Consider the following 14,194-nt stretch of genomic DNA (forward strand, 5'->3'; position numbering starts at 1 on the left):
CCTCCTGGCCGCGCCGCCCCCGGTGGTCCAACACCACAAGCGGGGGGGGCCCGGGGGGGTGGTATAACTGGGGTGGGGGGTGTCGCCGCCCGCCCCCCCCCCCCACTCCGGGTGGCTCGGAGGACCGGTGGGGTATCGCGGGGTTCAGAGGGCGTCGGGGGCGTCGGTGGCCTCGGCGAGGTCGAGTTCGGCCCAGACGGTCTTGGAGTTGGAGTGGCGGGGGATGGTGCCCCAGCGGTCGCAGAGGGCGTCGACGAGGGTGAGGCCGCGGCCGGTCTGGGCGTTCGGGGTGTGGACGGCGGGGAGGACGGGGAGCCTGTCCCCCCGGGGGTCGCTGATCTCGATGCGCAGGGTGGCGCCCCGGCGCACGGAGGTGGTGAGCGAGAGGTGCACCTCGAACCCGCTCCCCGCAAGGCGCCCGTGCGTGATCGCGTTCGCGGCCAGCTCGGCGACGATCAGCAGCGCGCAGTGGAACGGCTCGGTGTGCGTGGAGTTCAGCCCCCAGCCCGAGAGTTGACGCCTCGCCAGGCGACGGCAGATGGCAGCGCCCTTGGGGGAGGCGGTGAGGACGGCGGTACGGGACCGGGGGTTGTCGAGGGGGATTTCGGTCGTCATGGGAGATAAGCGTGACGGGGCGGAAGTACCCTGACCATGCATCCAGCAAGCACGGAGAGTGCCTGTACGGGTGCGGACAGCCTTTTGTTTCGTGGCTCAATCACAGACGGGGTGGTCGCGATGGGAGCGGCACGCAGGAGCGACTCGGGCGACGTGGCACGGACGGAACTACCGGAGGACCTCACGGAGGTCTCGGACTTCTTCCGCGCGATCGGCAAGCAGATCAAGCTTCTACGGGAACAGGCCGGGCTGACACAGAAGCAGCTCGGCGAGATCATCGGCTACGGCGAACAGTTGATCAGCGCGGTGGAGAGAGGAGTGCGGACCCCACAGCCTGAGCTTTTGATCGCGGTGGACAAGGCGCTCAATGCCGGTGGCCTGCTGGCCATCGCGGTGGATGACGTGATGAAGGCTCGGGCCAAGACCCGATTGCGACACCCGGCTTGGTTTCGCGGCTACGTGAGTCTGGAGGACGTGTCGGTCGAAACGCACGACTTCGCCACGCTCGACATCCCTGGGCTACTTCAAACCGAAGCGCATGCGCGAGCGGTCTACGCGATGAGGCAACCGGCTTTGTCCGAAGAAGTGATCGACATGCGGGTGGCGGCACGAATGGCACGCCAGGAGGTGCTGACCCGCTGGCCACGCGGGATGTTCAGCTGGGTAATCGACGAGAGCGTACTGCAGAGACCGCTTGGCGGCTGGGATGTGCATGCAGAACAGCTCCGCCACCTTCTGGAGATCGGCCGGACCCGTGGAATGGTCATCCAGGTGTTGCCGCTGGACAGAACCGAGCACGCCGGCATGGGTGGGCCATTCATCCTGATCACCCCCAAAGGCCGGGCCCAGCACGGCTACATCGAGGTACAGACGAGCAGTAGGCTGATCACCGATCCGGACGAGGTCCAGGTCATGAATGCGCGCTACAACATCCTCAGGGCACAGGCTTACAGCCCCGAGGAGTCCCTGGCCTTGATCGAGAAGATCCTGGGAGAACGATGAACACCGAGCCGGCATGGTTCAAAAGCAGCTACAGCGGCAACGAGGGCGGCGCCTGCATCGAGGTCGCCGGGACCCCTGATGTCGTCCACGTGCGTGACTCCAAGGACAAGTCCGGCCCCCAGCTGGCCTTCGAGCCGACCGCCTGGGCGGCCTTCGTGAAGTTCGCCGCCACCACCGAGGTCTGACACCTTCCGGACCTCCCCTCAACGGCCCACCGCCTTCCTGGCGGCGGGCCGTTGGCGTACCGTCAAAGGCATGGAACTGGCCTGGTTCAAGAGCAGCTACAGCACCAACGAGGGCGCCCAGTGCATCGAGGTCGCCGAGACCCCCGGCACCGTCCACGTGCGTGACTCCAAGGACAAGAGCGGCCCCCGGCTCAGCTTCTCCCCCACCGCCTGGCAGGCGTTCGTCGCCTTCGCCGCCACCACCGAGGCCGCCTGACCCACCACCCGACAGATTCACTCTGTACGGGTCTCGGCCAGCAGGCAGACGTACGAGCGGTCGGCCCTCTGCGGGTTCGGCTGTTCGAGGCGGGCCGTGACGGCGAAACCGGCCTGTTCGAGGAGTTCGACGAGCTGCCCGGCCGGGACGAGGTGCGAGGCGTACGACACCGGGTGGCCGTACGCCCGGTCCGGGTGCAGCAGTTGGGCCTCGCCGGCGTGGCCGCCGAGGAGGAGGTGACCGCCGGGCGCGAGGACGCGGCGGAACCCGGCGAACAACGACGGCAGTTGCTCGACGGGGGTGTGGTGGACGGAGTACCAGGCCAGGATGCCGCCGAGGGCGCCGTCGGGAAGGTCGAGGGCCGCCATCGAGCCACGCAGGAAGCGCAGTTGGGGATAGGCCCGGCGGGCGAGCGCGATCATCCCGCCGGACACGTCCACCCCGAAGGCCGACATCCCCAGGCCGCGCAGGTACGCCGTCACCCGCCCCGGTCCGCAGCCGAGGTCGGCGACCTCGCCGCCGCCCGACTCCCGTACCAGCTCGGCGAAGGCGGCGAGCATCGCCCGGGACACCGGGTCCATGCCCTCCGGCGGGACGACGAGGCGGAGGTAGTCGGCGGCGACGGTGTCGTAGGACTCCCGGACGGCGGCGAGGTGCGCGGGGTCGGTCAACGCGCGGCCTTGGCGGCCCTGGTGGCGCGCTCGGCGAAGACCTTCTCCCGGCGGTCGGCGGTCTGCTTCATCATCCGCTTGCGGTCGCGGGCGGAGAGCCGGTCGATGTAGAGCCCGCCGTTCAGGTGGTCGGTCTCGTGCTGGAGGCAGCGCGCGAAGTAGCCGGTGCCCTCGATGGTGACAGGCTCGCCGTGCTGGTTGACGCCGCGCACCACGGTCCGGGCCGGGCGGGCGAGCCCGGTGTTGGCGCCGGGGACGGAGAGGCAGCCCTCGGTCTCCTCGATGAGCGCGCGCCCGGGCTCCTGCTCCTCGATCACCGGGTTGAGGATGTGGCCGGTGTGCCGGACGCCGTCGTCGTCGGGGCAGTCGTAGACGAACAGGCGCAGGTCCACGTCCACTTGGTTGGCGGCGAGGCCGCAGCCGTCGGCGACGTGCATGGTGGCGAACATGTCGTCGATCAGCCGGGCGAGGTGCTCGCTGCCGAAGTCCTCCTCGGTGGCCGGGCGGCAGGTGCGGCGCAGGATCTCCTCCCCCACCTCGGTGATCCGCAGGACGGTCGGGCGTTCGCGCAGCTCGGACACAGGCACTCCCTCGATGGACTTGCTGTCAGCTTTGCAAAGTAGCAGACTTTGCAAAGTGACCGAAGACCTCGTCAGAACCGGCTCCCTCCCCGAGCACGCCGTCCGCACCGCGCTGCTGGAACTGCTCGCCGAGCACGGCACCGTCACCTCCACCGAGGCCGCCGCCCGGCTCGGCCTCAGCTCGGGCCTCTGCTCGTTCCACCTGCGGCAGCTGGCCCGGTACGGGCTGATCGAGGAGGCCCCGGCCACCGACGGGCGGGCCCGGCCGTGGCGGTTGCCGACAGCCCGACGGGCGGAGGCGGACGGCGGGTTCGGCGAACTGGCGCGCGGCCTGGAGGACGAGAGCCACCGGCACTGGCTCGCCCGGCGCGCCGAGGCCCCGGCCGAGTGGCAGCAGGACGAGGCGTTCAGCGCCGTCGTCCACCTGACCCCCGCCGAACTGGTCGCCGTCGCCGAGGAGTTCCGCCGGGTGCTGGCCCGCTACCGGAGCCGCGACACCGACCCGGCCACCCGGCCCGCCGGGGCCCGCCCGGTCGCCGCCGTCACCCGGCTCTTCCCGCTCCTCGACCAGTAGCTCAGACAGCGCGCGACCGCGCCCGCACCGCCCGCACCAGCGGCCCCCCCACCAGCCCCAGCGCCGCACCCAGGGCGACCCCCTGCACCCCGTCCCAGACGTCCTGCACATCGCAGGCCCGCCCGATCGCCGGCACCGCGTACCGCACCGCCACCACCGCGAACGGCAGCGCCGCCGCGCCCAGCAGCGCCGCCACCGCCCGCCGCCGCGTCCCGGCCAGCGCCGCCGCGAAGCCGACCGGGGCGAAGGTCGCCAGCTTCAGCTCGATGTGCCTCACGTGCAGCAGCTCGTACGGCGAGCGCGGCCTGCCGCCCTCCACGGCGCAGTGCCGGACGGCGCCCTCGGTGAGCCGGAAGGCGTCCGGCAGCAGCGTCGCCGCGACCACCCCGCCGAGGCCGAGCAGCAGCACGAAGCCCACCACCCAATGGGCCCGCAGCAACCGCCCCACCGGCCGGTTCAGCAGCGCCGCGGGCACCAGCGAGAGCAGCAGCCCGGGCCAGAACATCGGCATCCCGCCGAGCACCGTACTGATCACGCCTCAGACGGACGCCCCGGGCACCCGCCCGGTTCTCGCTCCGACGGGGGAAAGTCGACCGCGGTGCCACCGGCCGTTCACGCCCCGGCCCCGAGGCGGGCCCCGAAGAACGGACTGCGGACCGTAACCCGCCGGGCCTCAGTGCGGGATCGAGGAGATCAGCTCCTGCGCCCCCTGCCGCTTGAGCGCCAGCGCCACCGAGGTCCCGAGGTCCTCCGGGCTGAGCGCGCCCGCCCACTCGTGGGCGTCCAGCACCCGCTTGCCGTCCGGGGTGAAGACGCGGCCGCGCAGCGAGAGGCGGCCGTCCCGCTCGGCCCGGGCGTAGCCGGCGATCGGGCTGTTGCAGTGGCCCTGGAGCGCGTGCAGGAACATCCGCTCGGCCGCCGCCTCGCGCCAGGTGTCGTGGTGGCCGAGGCCGGTGACCGCCTCGATGGTCGCGGTGTCGCCCTCGCGGCACTGCAGGACGAGGATGCCGGCGCCGATCGGCGGGCACATCGCCTCGATGCCGAGCACCTCGGTGATCCGTTCCGGCCGGCCGATCCGCTCCAGGCCGGAGACGGCGAGCAGCAGTGCGTCGACGTCCCCGGCGTCCAGCTTGGCGAGCCGGCTGTTGGCGTTGCCGCGGATCGGGACGCACTCCAGGTGGGGGTGGGAGGCGGCGAGCTGGGCGACCCGGCGGACGGAGGAGGTGCCGATCCGGGTGCCCGGCGGGAGTGCGGCCAGCGGCAGGCCGCCGGGGTGGACGAGGGCGTCGCGGATGTCGTCGCGGCGCAGGTAGGCGGCGAAGACGGTGCCGGCCGGCAGCGGCCGGTCGGCGGGTACGTCCTTGAGGCAGTGCACGGCGACGTCGGCCTCCCCGGCGAGCAGCGCGGCGTCGACCTCCTTGGTGAAGGCGCCCTTGCCGCCGAGCTGGGCGAGATCACCCGTCCAGCGGTCGCCCGAGGTGGTGACGGGCACCACCTCGGTGCGCAGGCCCGGCTGCAGGGCGGCGAGTTCGGTACGGACCCGCTCGACCTGGGCGAGCGCCATGGGCGAGGAGCGGGAGACGATGCGGATCAGCTCAGCGGTGGCCATGGCGCGATGATAGGCGTCCTCACAGCCGTGATTGAGCATGCGTCAGCCGGTAGGACGCACGCGGCGCGGGATTCCGCAAGCCCGGACAACACGGGCGGCCGGTCGGGAGTCCCGACCGGCCGTCCGCCCCTTTGCCCCCGGCAGGGGCCCGCGGGCTCACTCGTTGTGCAGCACCTCGGCGATCGGCAGCCGGGCCGCCGAACGCGCCGGGACGAGCGCGCCGAGGACGGCGATCGCGACGCCGGCGAGGGCGAGGCCGACGAGCAGCGGGGCGCTCCAGACGTCGAGCGTGTCCTGCGCGAACACGATCGTCCCGACGTTCTCGGCGATCAGCCGGTGGGCCACCACCCCGACCGGGATGCCGATGATCCCGCTGACCACGCCCTGCCAGGCCACCGAGGTGACCGTCATCGCCACCACCTGCCGTGGCGTCATCCCGATCGACTTGAGCATGCCGAGGTCCCGGCGGCGCTCACGGATGGTGAGCAGCAGGGTGTTGAAGACGCCCAACGCGGCAACGACCGACAGCAGCACCGTGAAGATCGTGGTGAAGGCGATGACGGCGGCGATCGGCCCGGCCAGGTCGGGGTCGAAGACCGAGGTCGAGAGGCTCGGGTCGGCGTCCGACACCGCCTTGCGGTACGCCTCGGCGTCGGCGCCCTTGGCGAGCGTCACGTCGTACTCGACCACGTGCGGGTCGTCGGTGAGGGCGGCCCTGGTGGCGTCGTTGGAGGCGAACGCCCGGGGGTTGCCCTCGGCCTCCTCGCCGACGAGGGTGACGGCCACCCGCCGCCCGTCCAGGTCCAGGGTGACCTTGTCGCCGAGCTTGAGCCCGTGCTGCTTCAGGAAGGACGGGCCGGCCTCGATCTCGTTCGGGCCGGTCGCCGGGCGGCCGTTCACCACCGAGAGCCACTTGGCGTTGGCGTTGTCGTCGCCGCCGTAGAAGTCGGCGAACGCGGGCTGGGCGTAGCCGACCAGCCCGACCTGGACCAGCCCGCGCGTGCTGACCCGCTCGGCACCGGGGGTGGCGTGCAGCATGGCCTCGGTCTGGGCCGGGGTGAGCCTGGGCTCGGTCCTGTTGCCCGAGAAGTGGGCGGTCTGGACGTTGACATGGGTGTGGCCGTCGGTGTGGTCCACCAATCTGGTCAGGGTGCTGCTCAGACCTGCCGTCATCGTCACGGTGACCACGCCGAGCACGATCGCCGACATGGTCAGCGCGGTACGGGCGGGGCGGGCGAAGGGCTGGCCGAGGCCGAGGCTGACGGCGCGCGGCAGCCGGGTGCCGCTCAGCCGGCGCTGGACCCTCAGGCCGCGGCCGTTGCGCGGGGAACTGCCGGCCGAGATGGCCTGGGCGGCGGGGAGCCGGTGGGCGCGCGAGGCCGGGAGCAGCGCGGCGAGGACGACCAGCAGCGGGACGCTGACCAGGGTGGCGAGCGGCAGCCAGCCGGCGGGCTCGATCACGGCGGTGCCGGTGACGATGCCGGAGAACGCGGACTTGAGGATCGGGTACGACGCCACCCAGCCGGCCGCCGTACCGAGGACGGTGCCGGCGACCGCGGGCACCGAGACCATGGTGAGGTAGACGGTCACCACCTGGCGCGGGGTGAAGCCGATCGACTTCAGCACGCCGATGTGCCGGTAGCCGGAGACGACCGCGCCGCTCACCACGTTGCCGACGATCAGCGCCGAGACGACCAGTCCGAGCACGCCGAAGACCGTCATCAGCGGCAGGTAGGCATCGGCCCCCGCCGAGAAGGCGTCCTTGAGCACCAGGTACGACTGGGCGCTGGTGATCGCGTCCTTCGGCAGGCCCTCGGTGGCGGAGTCCATGGCGGAGGTGAGCCGCTGCTCGCTCGCGGCGTCGGTGAAGCGGTAGAGCATCTGCCGACCGGTGGGGTGCAGGGCGGCGGCCTGCTCGGGGGTGACCCAGCCGCCGGCGCTCTGGCTCATGCTGTTGACGAAGCCGACGATGGTGAGGTACCGGCCGCCGCCGATGGGGAGCCGGGAGTTCAGGAGCTGCTCCGCCGCGCCTCCGAACAGCGAGTTGAGGACCACCTCACCGGGTGCGGTGGCCCAGCGGCCGGACAGCAGCTCGACCCGGTCCACCGGCCCGGCCTGGTCGGCCCGGCCGACCAGGGTCAGCGGTCCGGGCGGGCTGCCGACCCAGTCGGTGGGGATCTCCACCGTCACCTGGTCGAACGGCCCGGCGGCCGCCTCGACGCCGGGCCGGTGGGCGGTGGCGGCCAGTTGCTCCGCCGAGGCCTTGGCCGGCTCGAAGGACGCCACGACGTGGGCGCCGTGCTGCCCGTCGAAGGCCGCCTCGAAGGGCGCCCGGGCGGCACTGATCACCGCCAGGGCGAGCAGCACCGTCGTGGTGGAGCAGAAGACGACCAGGCCGATCACGAGGGTCTGCACCCGGCGGCGCTTCACGGCCGCCCGGGAGGCCCGCCACACCGCGCCGGTCATGACTGCGGCTCCAGCATCCGCTCGTTCGCCACGCGGCCGTCCGCCATCTCGACCAGCCGGCTGGCGCAGCGGGTGGCCAGGCCGGGGTCGTGGGTGACGATCAGCAGGGTCTGCCCGATCTGGTTGAGGTCGATCAGCAGGTCCATCACCTGCTCGCCCGAGCGGCTGTCCAGCGCGCCGGTGGGCTCGTCGGCGAGCAGCAGGGCCGGGCGGTTCATCAGGGCGCGTGCCACCGCGACCCGCTGGCGCTCGCCGCCGCTGAGGGTGGCCGGGTAGACGTCCTTGCGGTGGGCGACGCCGAGTTCGTCCAGCAGCTCCAGTGCCCGGCGACGGGCCTGGCGGGCGCTGGTGCCGGTCAGCTGGGCGGCCAGGGCGACGTTGTCGAGGGCCGGGAGGTCGTCGATCAGGTTGAAGAACTGGAAGACCATGCCGATGTGGCGGCGGCGGAAGAGGGCCAGCCCGTTCTCGTTCAGCCGTCCGAGGTCCTGGCCCTGCACCCGGACGGTGCCGGCGGTGGGCCGGTCGAGTCCGGCCACCATGTTCAGCAGGGTGGACTTGCCGCACCCCGAGGGGCCCATCACCGCGACCGCCTCGCCGGCGGATCCGCAGGTCGAGGCCGTCGAGCGCCTTGGCGTCGCCGAACTCCTTGTGGACCCCGGACAGCTCGACGACGACCTGCGCGTCGTCCGGCCGGGAGGTCGTCCCGTCGTGGTGATTGCTCATGGTGGACGACCGTAGGCGCGGGGCCGCCGCCGGCACGTCCCACCCCGGGTGTAACCGCGGGCGCCGTAGTACTCGGGATGTACGGGCCCGGCACCCCCGGATGATGTGGATCATGCCGTGACCTGGGAAACTGATGCCGTGTGGGGAACGGGGTGGGAGTGGGCGGCCGTCGCGACGGCCGGTGCGGCGAGCTCGGCGGCCGGCTGGCTGGCGGTGGCGCTCGCCCGGGCGCGAAGGCTGCACCGGACGGCCGTCGGCGAGCGCGGCTGGCTGCTGGAACGGGAGCGGGAGAGCGCCGCCCGGACCGCCGTGGACGCCGAACGGGCGCGGATCGCCGCCGAGTTGCACGACATCGTGAGCCACAACGTGAGCCTGATGGTGGTGCAGGCAGGGGCCGCGCGCGAGGTGCTGACCATCATGCCGGAGGAGGCCGCGGCGGCGATGGCCGCGGTCGAGGCGGCCGGGCGGGACGCGATGACCGAACTGCGGCACCTGCTCGGCCTGCTCGCCCCCGCCACGGACGGCGGCGAGGAGCAGGCCGCGGACGACTTCGCGCCGCAGCCCAGCCTGGGCCGGCTGAGCCCGCTGATCGACCGGTTCGCCTTCGCCGGGCTGCCGGTCGAGGTGCGGATCTCCGGCGAGCCGCGGCCGCTGCCCGGCGGCGTCGACGTGACGGCGTACCGGATCGTCCAGGAGGCACTGACCAATGCGCTCAAGCACGGGGACGGGGTGACGGCGGAGGTGACGGTGCGCTACGCGGACCACTACCTGCGGGTGGAGGTGCTCAACAGCGGCCCGAGTGTGCTCTCCGGGGCACCCGCCGCGCCGGCCGGGCAGGGGCCGGACGGCGCCGGGCGCGGGCTGCTCGGCCTGCGCGAGCGGGTCGCGGTGTACGGCGGCGACCTGGACGCCCGGCGCCGGATCGGCGGCGGCTTCCGGGTCCGCGCCCGGATCCCGCTGGACCGGCCGTGACGGGGGGCCGCACGGACCCGGAGCAGCCGCCGGAGCGCCGTCCGCGGGTGGTGATCGCCGACGACCAGGAGCTGGTCCGCACCGGCTTCCGGATGATCCTTACCGCGCGCGGCATCGACGTGGTCGCCGAGGCCTCCGACGGCGACGAGGCGGTGGCCGCCGCCGTGCTGCACCGCCCGGACGTCGCGCTGCTGGACATCCGGATGCCCGGCACGGACGGCCTGGAGGCCGCCCGGCGCATCCTGGCCCGGGTGCCCGGCTGCCGGGTGATCATGCTGACCACCTTCGACCTGGACCACTACGTCTACGCCGCGCTGTCCGCCGGGGCCAGCGGCTTCCTGCTCAAGGACGTCACCTCGGCCCACCTCGCCGCCGCCGTACGGCTGGTGGACACCGGGGACGCGCTGCTCGCCCCCTCGATCACCCGGCGCCTGGTCGAGCGTTTCGCCGCCGGCGCGCCGCGCCCGGCCCCGGGTTCCGAGGGCCCGGCGCTGCACCGCGACCTCGCCCCGCTGACCCCGCGCGAGGCGGAGGTGCTCACGCTGCTCGGACGCGGGCTGTCCAACACGGAGCTGGCGCGTGAACTGACGCTCAGCGAGTCGACGGTGAAGACCCATGTGGCCCGGATCTTCGCCAAGCTGAACCTGCGCGACCGGGCGCAGGCGGTGGTGCTCGCCTACGAGACCGGGCTGGTCGCGCCGGGTGGCGGCTGACCGTCAACTCGCGTCCTACGAGCGCCAATTCGCATGACTATCATCCGAATCTCACTCATTGGAGTTAACTCTTCACCGAATTCCCCTTTTTGCCAATTCATGGGGCACCATCTGCATGTCCACGCCCGAGCCGGACCGACACACCTCGGGCGCCCCCCGGCATGACGACAACACTTGGACCGGCCCGTGAGCACCAACCCCCCCGTGTGGGACTGCCCCTTCCACCACACCGACGGCCTGGAGTTCGACCCCCTCCTGAAGCGACTGCTCACCGAGGACCCGGTCGCCAGGATCCGGCTGCCGCACGGCGAGGGCGAGGCCTGGCTGGCCACCCGCTACGAGGACGTCAGGGTCGTCACCACCGACCGCCGGTTCAGCCGCGCCGCGGGCATCGGCCGCGACCTGCCCCGGATGACGCCCGCCCCGATCGCCCAGGCCGAGGCCATCAACCTGATGGACCCGCCCGCCCACAACCGGCTGCGCCGGCTGGTCGCCCAGGGCTTCACCAACCGCCAGGTCGAGCGGATGCGCCCGGCCACCCAGCGGACCGTCGACGGCTACTTCGACGAGATGGCCGAGCACGGCGCCCCCGCCGACCTGATGCGCTTCCTCGCCGACCGCCTCCCGCTCGCCACCATCTGCGAGCTGCTGGACGTCCCCGCGGCCGACCGCGCCGAACTGCGCGGCCACGCCGTGGCGATGATGCGGATGGGCCCGGGCAGCCGGGACGGCCAGGAGGCCGCCAAGACCGCCCTGCGCGGCTACTTCGCCGAGCTGACCGCCGAACGCCGGGCCCACCCCGGCGAGGACCTGATCAGCGCCCTCGCCACCGCCCGCGACGGCGACGAACTGCTGGACCCGGACGAGCTGACCGTCATGGCGATGGTCCTGCTGGTCACCGGCCACGACACCAGCACCTACCAGCTCGGCAACCTCACCTACACCCTGCTCACCCACCCCGAGCAGCTCGCCGGGCTGCGCGCCCGGCCGGAGACGCTGCCGCGCGCCCTGGAGGAACTGCTGCGCTTCGTCCCCTTCCGCCAGGGCGTCGGCATCGCCCGGGTCGCCACCGAGGACGTCGAGCTGGGCGGCGTGCCGATCCGGGCCGGCGAGGCCGTGCACGTCTCCTACCTCACCGCCAACCGGGACCCGGCGGCCTACGAGCGCCCCGACGAGCTGGACCTCGACCGCGACGCCGGGCCCGTCAACATGACCTTCGGGCACGGCCAGCACCGCTGCCCCGGCTCGCACCTGGCCCTGATGGAACTGCAGGTCGCCATCGGCACCCTGCTGCGGCGCTTCCCCGGCCTGCGGCTGGCCGTCGACCCCGCCGAACTCGACTGGAACTCCGGCTCGATCTGGCGCTTCCCGCGCACCCTGCCGGTGGCCTGGTAACCGACTCCCCCACCTGCCGCCGCCCGCCGCCGCGCGGCGCCCGTACCGCTCCACGCATCCACCGGCCTGCCACCAGGCCCCCAGGGGAGACCCACCCATGGCAACTCTCTGCCGCCCGGCGATCGGCGTGCCCGAGCACGTCATCACGCTCGACGAGACCCTCGACCTGGCCCGCACCCTGCACGCCGGCCACCCCCAGCTCGGCCTGGCGCTACGGCTGATCGAGAACACCGGGGTGCGCACCCGGCACCTGGTCCAGCCGATCGAGCGGACCCTCACCCACCCGGGCTTCACCGTCCGCAACGAGGTGTACGAGCGCGAGGCCAAGCGACGCGTCCCCGAAGTGGTCGAACGCGCCCTCGCCCACGGCGAGTTGACCGCCCGGGACATCGACCTGATCGTCTACGTGTCCTGCACCGGCTTCATGATGCCGTCGATGACCGCCTGGCTGATCAACACCATGGGCTTCCGCGCCGACACCCGCCAGGTGCCGATCGCCCAGCTCGGCTGCGCGGCCGGCGGCGCCGCCGTCAACCGGGCGCACGACTTCTGCCGCGCCTACCCGGGCGCCAACGTGCTGATCGTCGCCTGCGAGTTCTGCTCGCTCTGCTACCAGCCGACCGACCTCGGCGTCGGCTCGCTGCTCTCCAACGGCCTGTTCGGGGACGCCGTCGCCGCCGTGGTGATGCGCGACAACGGCGGGTACGGCGTACAGGTCGAACGCAACGGCTCGCACCTCGTCCCGCACACCGAGGACTGGATCTCGTACGGGGTCAAGGACACCGGCTTCCACTTCCAGCTGGACAAGCGGGTGCCCGGCACCATGGAGATGCTCGCGCCCGCGCTGCGCGCCCTGGCCGGGGAGCACGGCTGGGACGTCTCCGGGCTCGGCTTCTACATCGTGCACGCGGGCGGCCCGCGCATCCTCGACGACCTGTGCCGCTACCTCGACCTGGAGCCGGCCACCTTCCGCTACAGCCGGGCGACGCTCACCGAGCGCGGCAACATCGCCAGTGCCGTGGTCTTCGACGCCCTGGCCCGGCTGTTCGCCGACGGCGGCGTGCCCGAGGGCACCACCGGACTGATCGCGGGCTTCGGACCGGGCATCACCGCCGAGATCTCACTGGGCAGTTGGGTCGGCGCACCGGCCGAGGCGCCGCGCCCGCGCCGCCCGCGAGCCATCTCCACCTCCGACATTGCCCTCGTCCATCCGACCGCTCCCCGCCGTTTCCCGGCCGGCACTACCATCGCCGAATGACTGACACCACGGACCGCGCCGACACCTCCGCCAGAGCCGCCGAACTCGCCGCGAGGTTCCCGGCGTTGCACGCACCGCAGTACTGGAGCTGGGGGCGGTTCGACGCGCAGTTCTCCACCGAGCTGCCGCCGGACGCGCTGGTCACCAACATCCACCTGGTCGGCTTCGCGGACGGTCGGGTGGTGCTCTGCCGGGACGACCGGGACCACTGGTTCCTGCCCGGCGGCACCCGGGAGCGGGACGAGAGCATCGTCTCCTGCCTCGCCCGCGAGCTGGGCGAGGAGGCGGGCGCCCGGCTGCTCGGCGAGCCGCACTGGCTGGGCGCGCACCGCTGCCGCACCGAGGACCCGACGCCCTACCGGCCGTGGCAGCCGCACCCGGAGAAGGCCTGGCTGTGGGGCTGGGGCGAGGTGGCGCTGGATTCCGCGCCGACCAACCCGACGGACGGCGAGCAGGTGGTCGAGGTCCGCGCGGTGCCGCCCGCGGAGGCCCAGCGGCTGCTGCTGACCGGGCACGACGCCTGGTGGGGCGAGCTGGTCGCACTGGCGGTGGAACGGCGCCGGCAGGCCGGCCTGGGCTGAGAGCCCGGCCCCGACGGCCGTTCCCGCGGCTGCGGAAGGTCACTTGAACGGCGGAACATCAAGTGAAGATGTCCGTTTTGTGATGGTATTACTCAGCCATGGACACCACTTCACTGGCCGTGGACTACCCGGTGCTCAACATCTTCTGGACGATGCTGGAGTTCTTCCTCTGGGTCCTCTGGTTCTTCCTGCTTTTCAAGATCATCACGGACATCTTCCGCAGCCACGACCTCAGCGGCTGGGGCAAGGCCGGCTGGCTGGTCCTGGTGATCATCCTGCCCCTGATCGGCGTCCTGGTGTACCTGATCGCCCGCGGGCAATCGATGACCAAACGCGACATCCAACAGGCCCAGGAGAACCAGGCCGCGTTCAAGGCGTACGTCCGGGACGCGGCAACGTCCGGGCCCGAGGCCGCCGGCCGCAGTCACGCCGACGAACTGGCGAAACTGGCGGACCTGAAGGAGAAGGGCGCCATCACCGAAGAGGAGTACCAGAAGGCCAAGGACAAGATCCTGGCCTGACCGTCCGGACGGTCACGACGATCCGGACGGTCGCACGGCCGGGGCCGGTCGACGCGTACCACCGCGTCGACC

General features: G+C 72.5%; 16 protein-coding genes and 1 pseudogene. 10 read left to right on the forward strand and 7 right to left on the reverse strand.

Annotation, left to right across the window (positions count from 1 at the left end):
* Positions 1-144: 144 nt before the first annotated feature.
* A complete protein-coding gene (locus ACWGJO_RS37860) occupies positions 145-615 on the reverse strand; it encodes an ATP-binding protein (RefSeq protein WP_452190188.1) in 471 nt (156 codons plus the stop codon).
* A gap of 120 nt (positions 616-735) precedes the next feature.
* Between ACWGJO_RS37860 and ACWGJO_RS37865 the strand changes: the two genes are divergently transcribed.
* The 3 genes from ACWGJO_RS37865 (at position 736) to ACWGJO_RS37875 (ending at position 2,058) form a co-directional block, all read left to right on the forward strand.
* Positions 736-1,617, forward strand: coding sequence for a helix-turn-helix domain-containing protein (locus ACWGJO_RS37865; protein ID WP_452190189.1), 882 nt, complete (start codon positions 736-738; stop codon positions 1,615-1,617).
* The gene (locus ACWGJO_RS37870; RefSeq protein WP_452190190.1) at positions 1,614-1,802 is read left to right on the forward strand and encodes a DUF397 domain-containing protein; all 189 of its coding nucleotides are present in this window, start codon (positions 1,614-1,616) and stop codon (positions 1,800-1,802) included. Before ACWGJO_RS37865 ends, ACWGJO_RS37870 begins: the two co-directional genes overlap by 4 nt.
* A 70-nt stretch (positions 1,803-1,872) precedes the next feature.
* Positions 1,873-2,058, forward strand: coding sequence for a DUF397 domain-containing protein (locus tag ACWGJO_RS37875; RefSeq protein ID WP_452190191.1), 186 nt, complete (start codon positions 1,873-1,875; stop codon positions 2,056-2,058).
* Between the two features lie 17 nt (positions 2,059-2,075).
* Here the strand turns inward: ACWGJO_RS37875 and ACWGJO_RS37880 are convergent, their stop codons facing one another.
* Positions 2,076-2,729: a class I SAM-dependent methyltransferase gene (locus tag ACWGJO_RS37880; RefSeq protein ID WP_452190192.1), complete on the reverse strand. Its 654-nt coding sequence runs from the start codon at positions 2,727-2,729 to the stop codon at positions 2,076-2,078.
* Positions 2,726-3,316 carry a peptide deformylase gene (def, locus tag ACWGJO_RS37885; protein WP_452190193.1) on the reverse strand — a complete coding sequence of 197 codons (591 nt, stop codon included), beginning with the start codon at positions 3,314-3,316 and terminating at the stop codon, positions 2,726-2,728. The genes ACWGJO_RS37880 and def overlap by 4 nt, the downstream gene beginning before the upstream one ends.
* Before the next feature lie 49 nt (positions 3,317-3,365).
* On the opposite strand from def, the gene ACWGJO_RS37890 reads away from it, so the two are divergent.
* The gene (locus ACWGJO_RS37890; RefSeq protein WP_452190194.1) at positions 3,366-3,884 is read left to right on the forward strand and encodes a winged helix-turn-helix domain-containing protein; all 519 of its coding nucleotides are present in this window, start codon (positions 3,366-3,368) and stop codon (positions 3,882-3,884) included.
* Between the two features lies 1 nt (position 3,885).
* Here the strand turns inward: ACWGJO_RS37890 and ACWGJO_RS37895 are convergent, their stop codons facing one another.
* From ACWGJO_RS37895 to ACWGJO_RS37910, 4 genes and pseudogenes are all read right to left on the reverse strand, one after another.
* Complete coding sequence (locus ACWGJO_RS37895; RefSeq protein ID WP_452190195.1) at positions 3,886-4,419, reverse strand: hypothetical protein; 534 nt, start codon at positions 4,417-4,419, stop codon at positions 3,886-3,888.
* A 138-nt stretch (positions 4,420-4,557) separates the two neighbouring features.
* Complete coding sequence (hemC, locus tag ACWGJO_RS37900; RefSeq protein WP_387692948.1) at positions 4,558-5,493, reverse strand: hydroxymethylbilane synthase; 936 nt, start codon at positions 5,491-5,493, stop codon at positions 4,558-4,560.
* Positions 5,494-5,649: 156 nt separating this feature from the next.
* Positions 5,650-7,959 carry an FtsX-like permease family protein gene (locus ACWGJO_RS37905; RefSeq protein ID WP_452190196.1) on the reverse strand — a complete coding sequence of 770 codons (2,310 nt, stop codon included), beginning with the start codon at positions 7,957-7,959 and terminating at the stop codon, positions 5,650-5,652.
* Positions 7,956-8,682, reverse strand: a pseudogene (locus ACWGJO_RS37910) (ABC transporter ATP-binding protein). Before ACWGJO_RS37910 ends, ACWGJO_RS37905 begins: the two are co-directional and overlap by 4 nt.
* A gap of 117 nt (positions 8,683-8,799) precedes the next feature.
* Here ACWGJO_RS37910 and ACWGJO_RS37915 point away from each other — a divergent pair.
* From ACWGJO_RS37915 to ACWGJO_RS37940, 6 genes are all read left to right on the forward strand, one after another.
* Complete coding sequence (locus ACWGJO_RS37915) at positions 8,800-9,654, forward strand: sensor histidine kinase (protein ID WP_452190197.1); 855 nt, start codon at positions 8,800-8,802, stop codon at positions 9,652-9,654.
* Positions 9,651-10,367 (forward strand): response regulator transcription factor, encoded by a 717-nt coding sequence (locus ACWGJO_RS37920; RefSeq protein WP_359915336.1) that lies wholly within the window; start codon positions 9,651-9,653, stop codon positions 10,365-10,367. Before ACWGJO_RS37915 ends, ACWGJO_RS37920 begins: the two co-directional genes overlap by 4 nt.
* A gap of 186 nt (positions 10,368-10,553) precedes the next feature.
* Complete coding sequence (locus tag ACWGJO_RS37925; RefSeq protein WP_452190198.1) at positions 10,554-11,762, forward strand: cytochrome P450; 1,209 nt, start codon at positions 10,554-10,556, stop codon at positions 11,760-11,762.
* Positions 11,763-11,859: 97 nt separating this feature from the next.
* Positions 11,860-13,020, forward strand: coding sequence for a type III polyketide synthase (locus ACWGJO_RS37930; protein ID WP_452190199.1), 1,161 nt, complete (start codon positions 11,860-11,862; stop codon positions 13,018-13,020).
* A complete protein-coding gene (locus tag ACWGJO_RS37935; protein WP_452190200.1) occupies positions 13,017-13,601 on the forward strand; it encodes an NUDIX hydrolase in 585 nt (194 codons plus the stop codon). The genes ACWGJO_RS37930 and ACWGJO_RS37935 overlap by 4 nt, the downstream gene beginning before the upstream one ends.
* Positions 13,602-13,699: 98 nt before the next feature.
* Positions 13,700-14,122, forward strand: coding sequence for an SHOCT domain-containing protein (locus tag ACWGJO_RS37940; protein WP_452190201.1), 423 nt, complete (start codon positions 13,700-13,702; stop codon positions 14,120-14,122).
* Positions 14,123-14,194: the final 72 nt, after the last annotated feature.

It is taken from the genome of Kitasatospora sp. NPDC054795 (genome assembly GCF_053611565.1).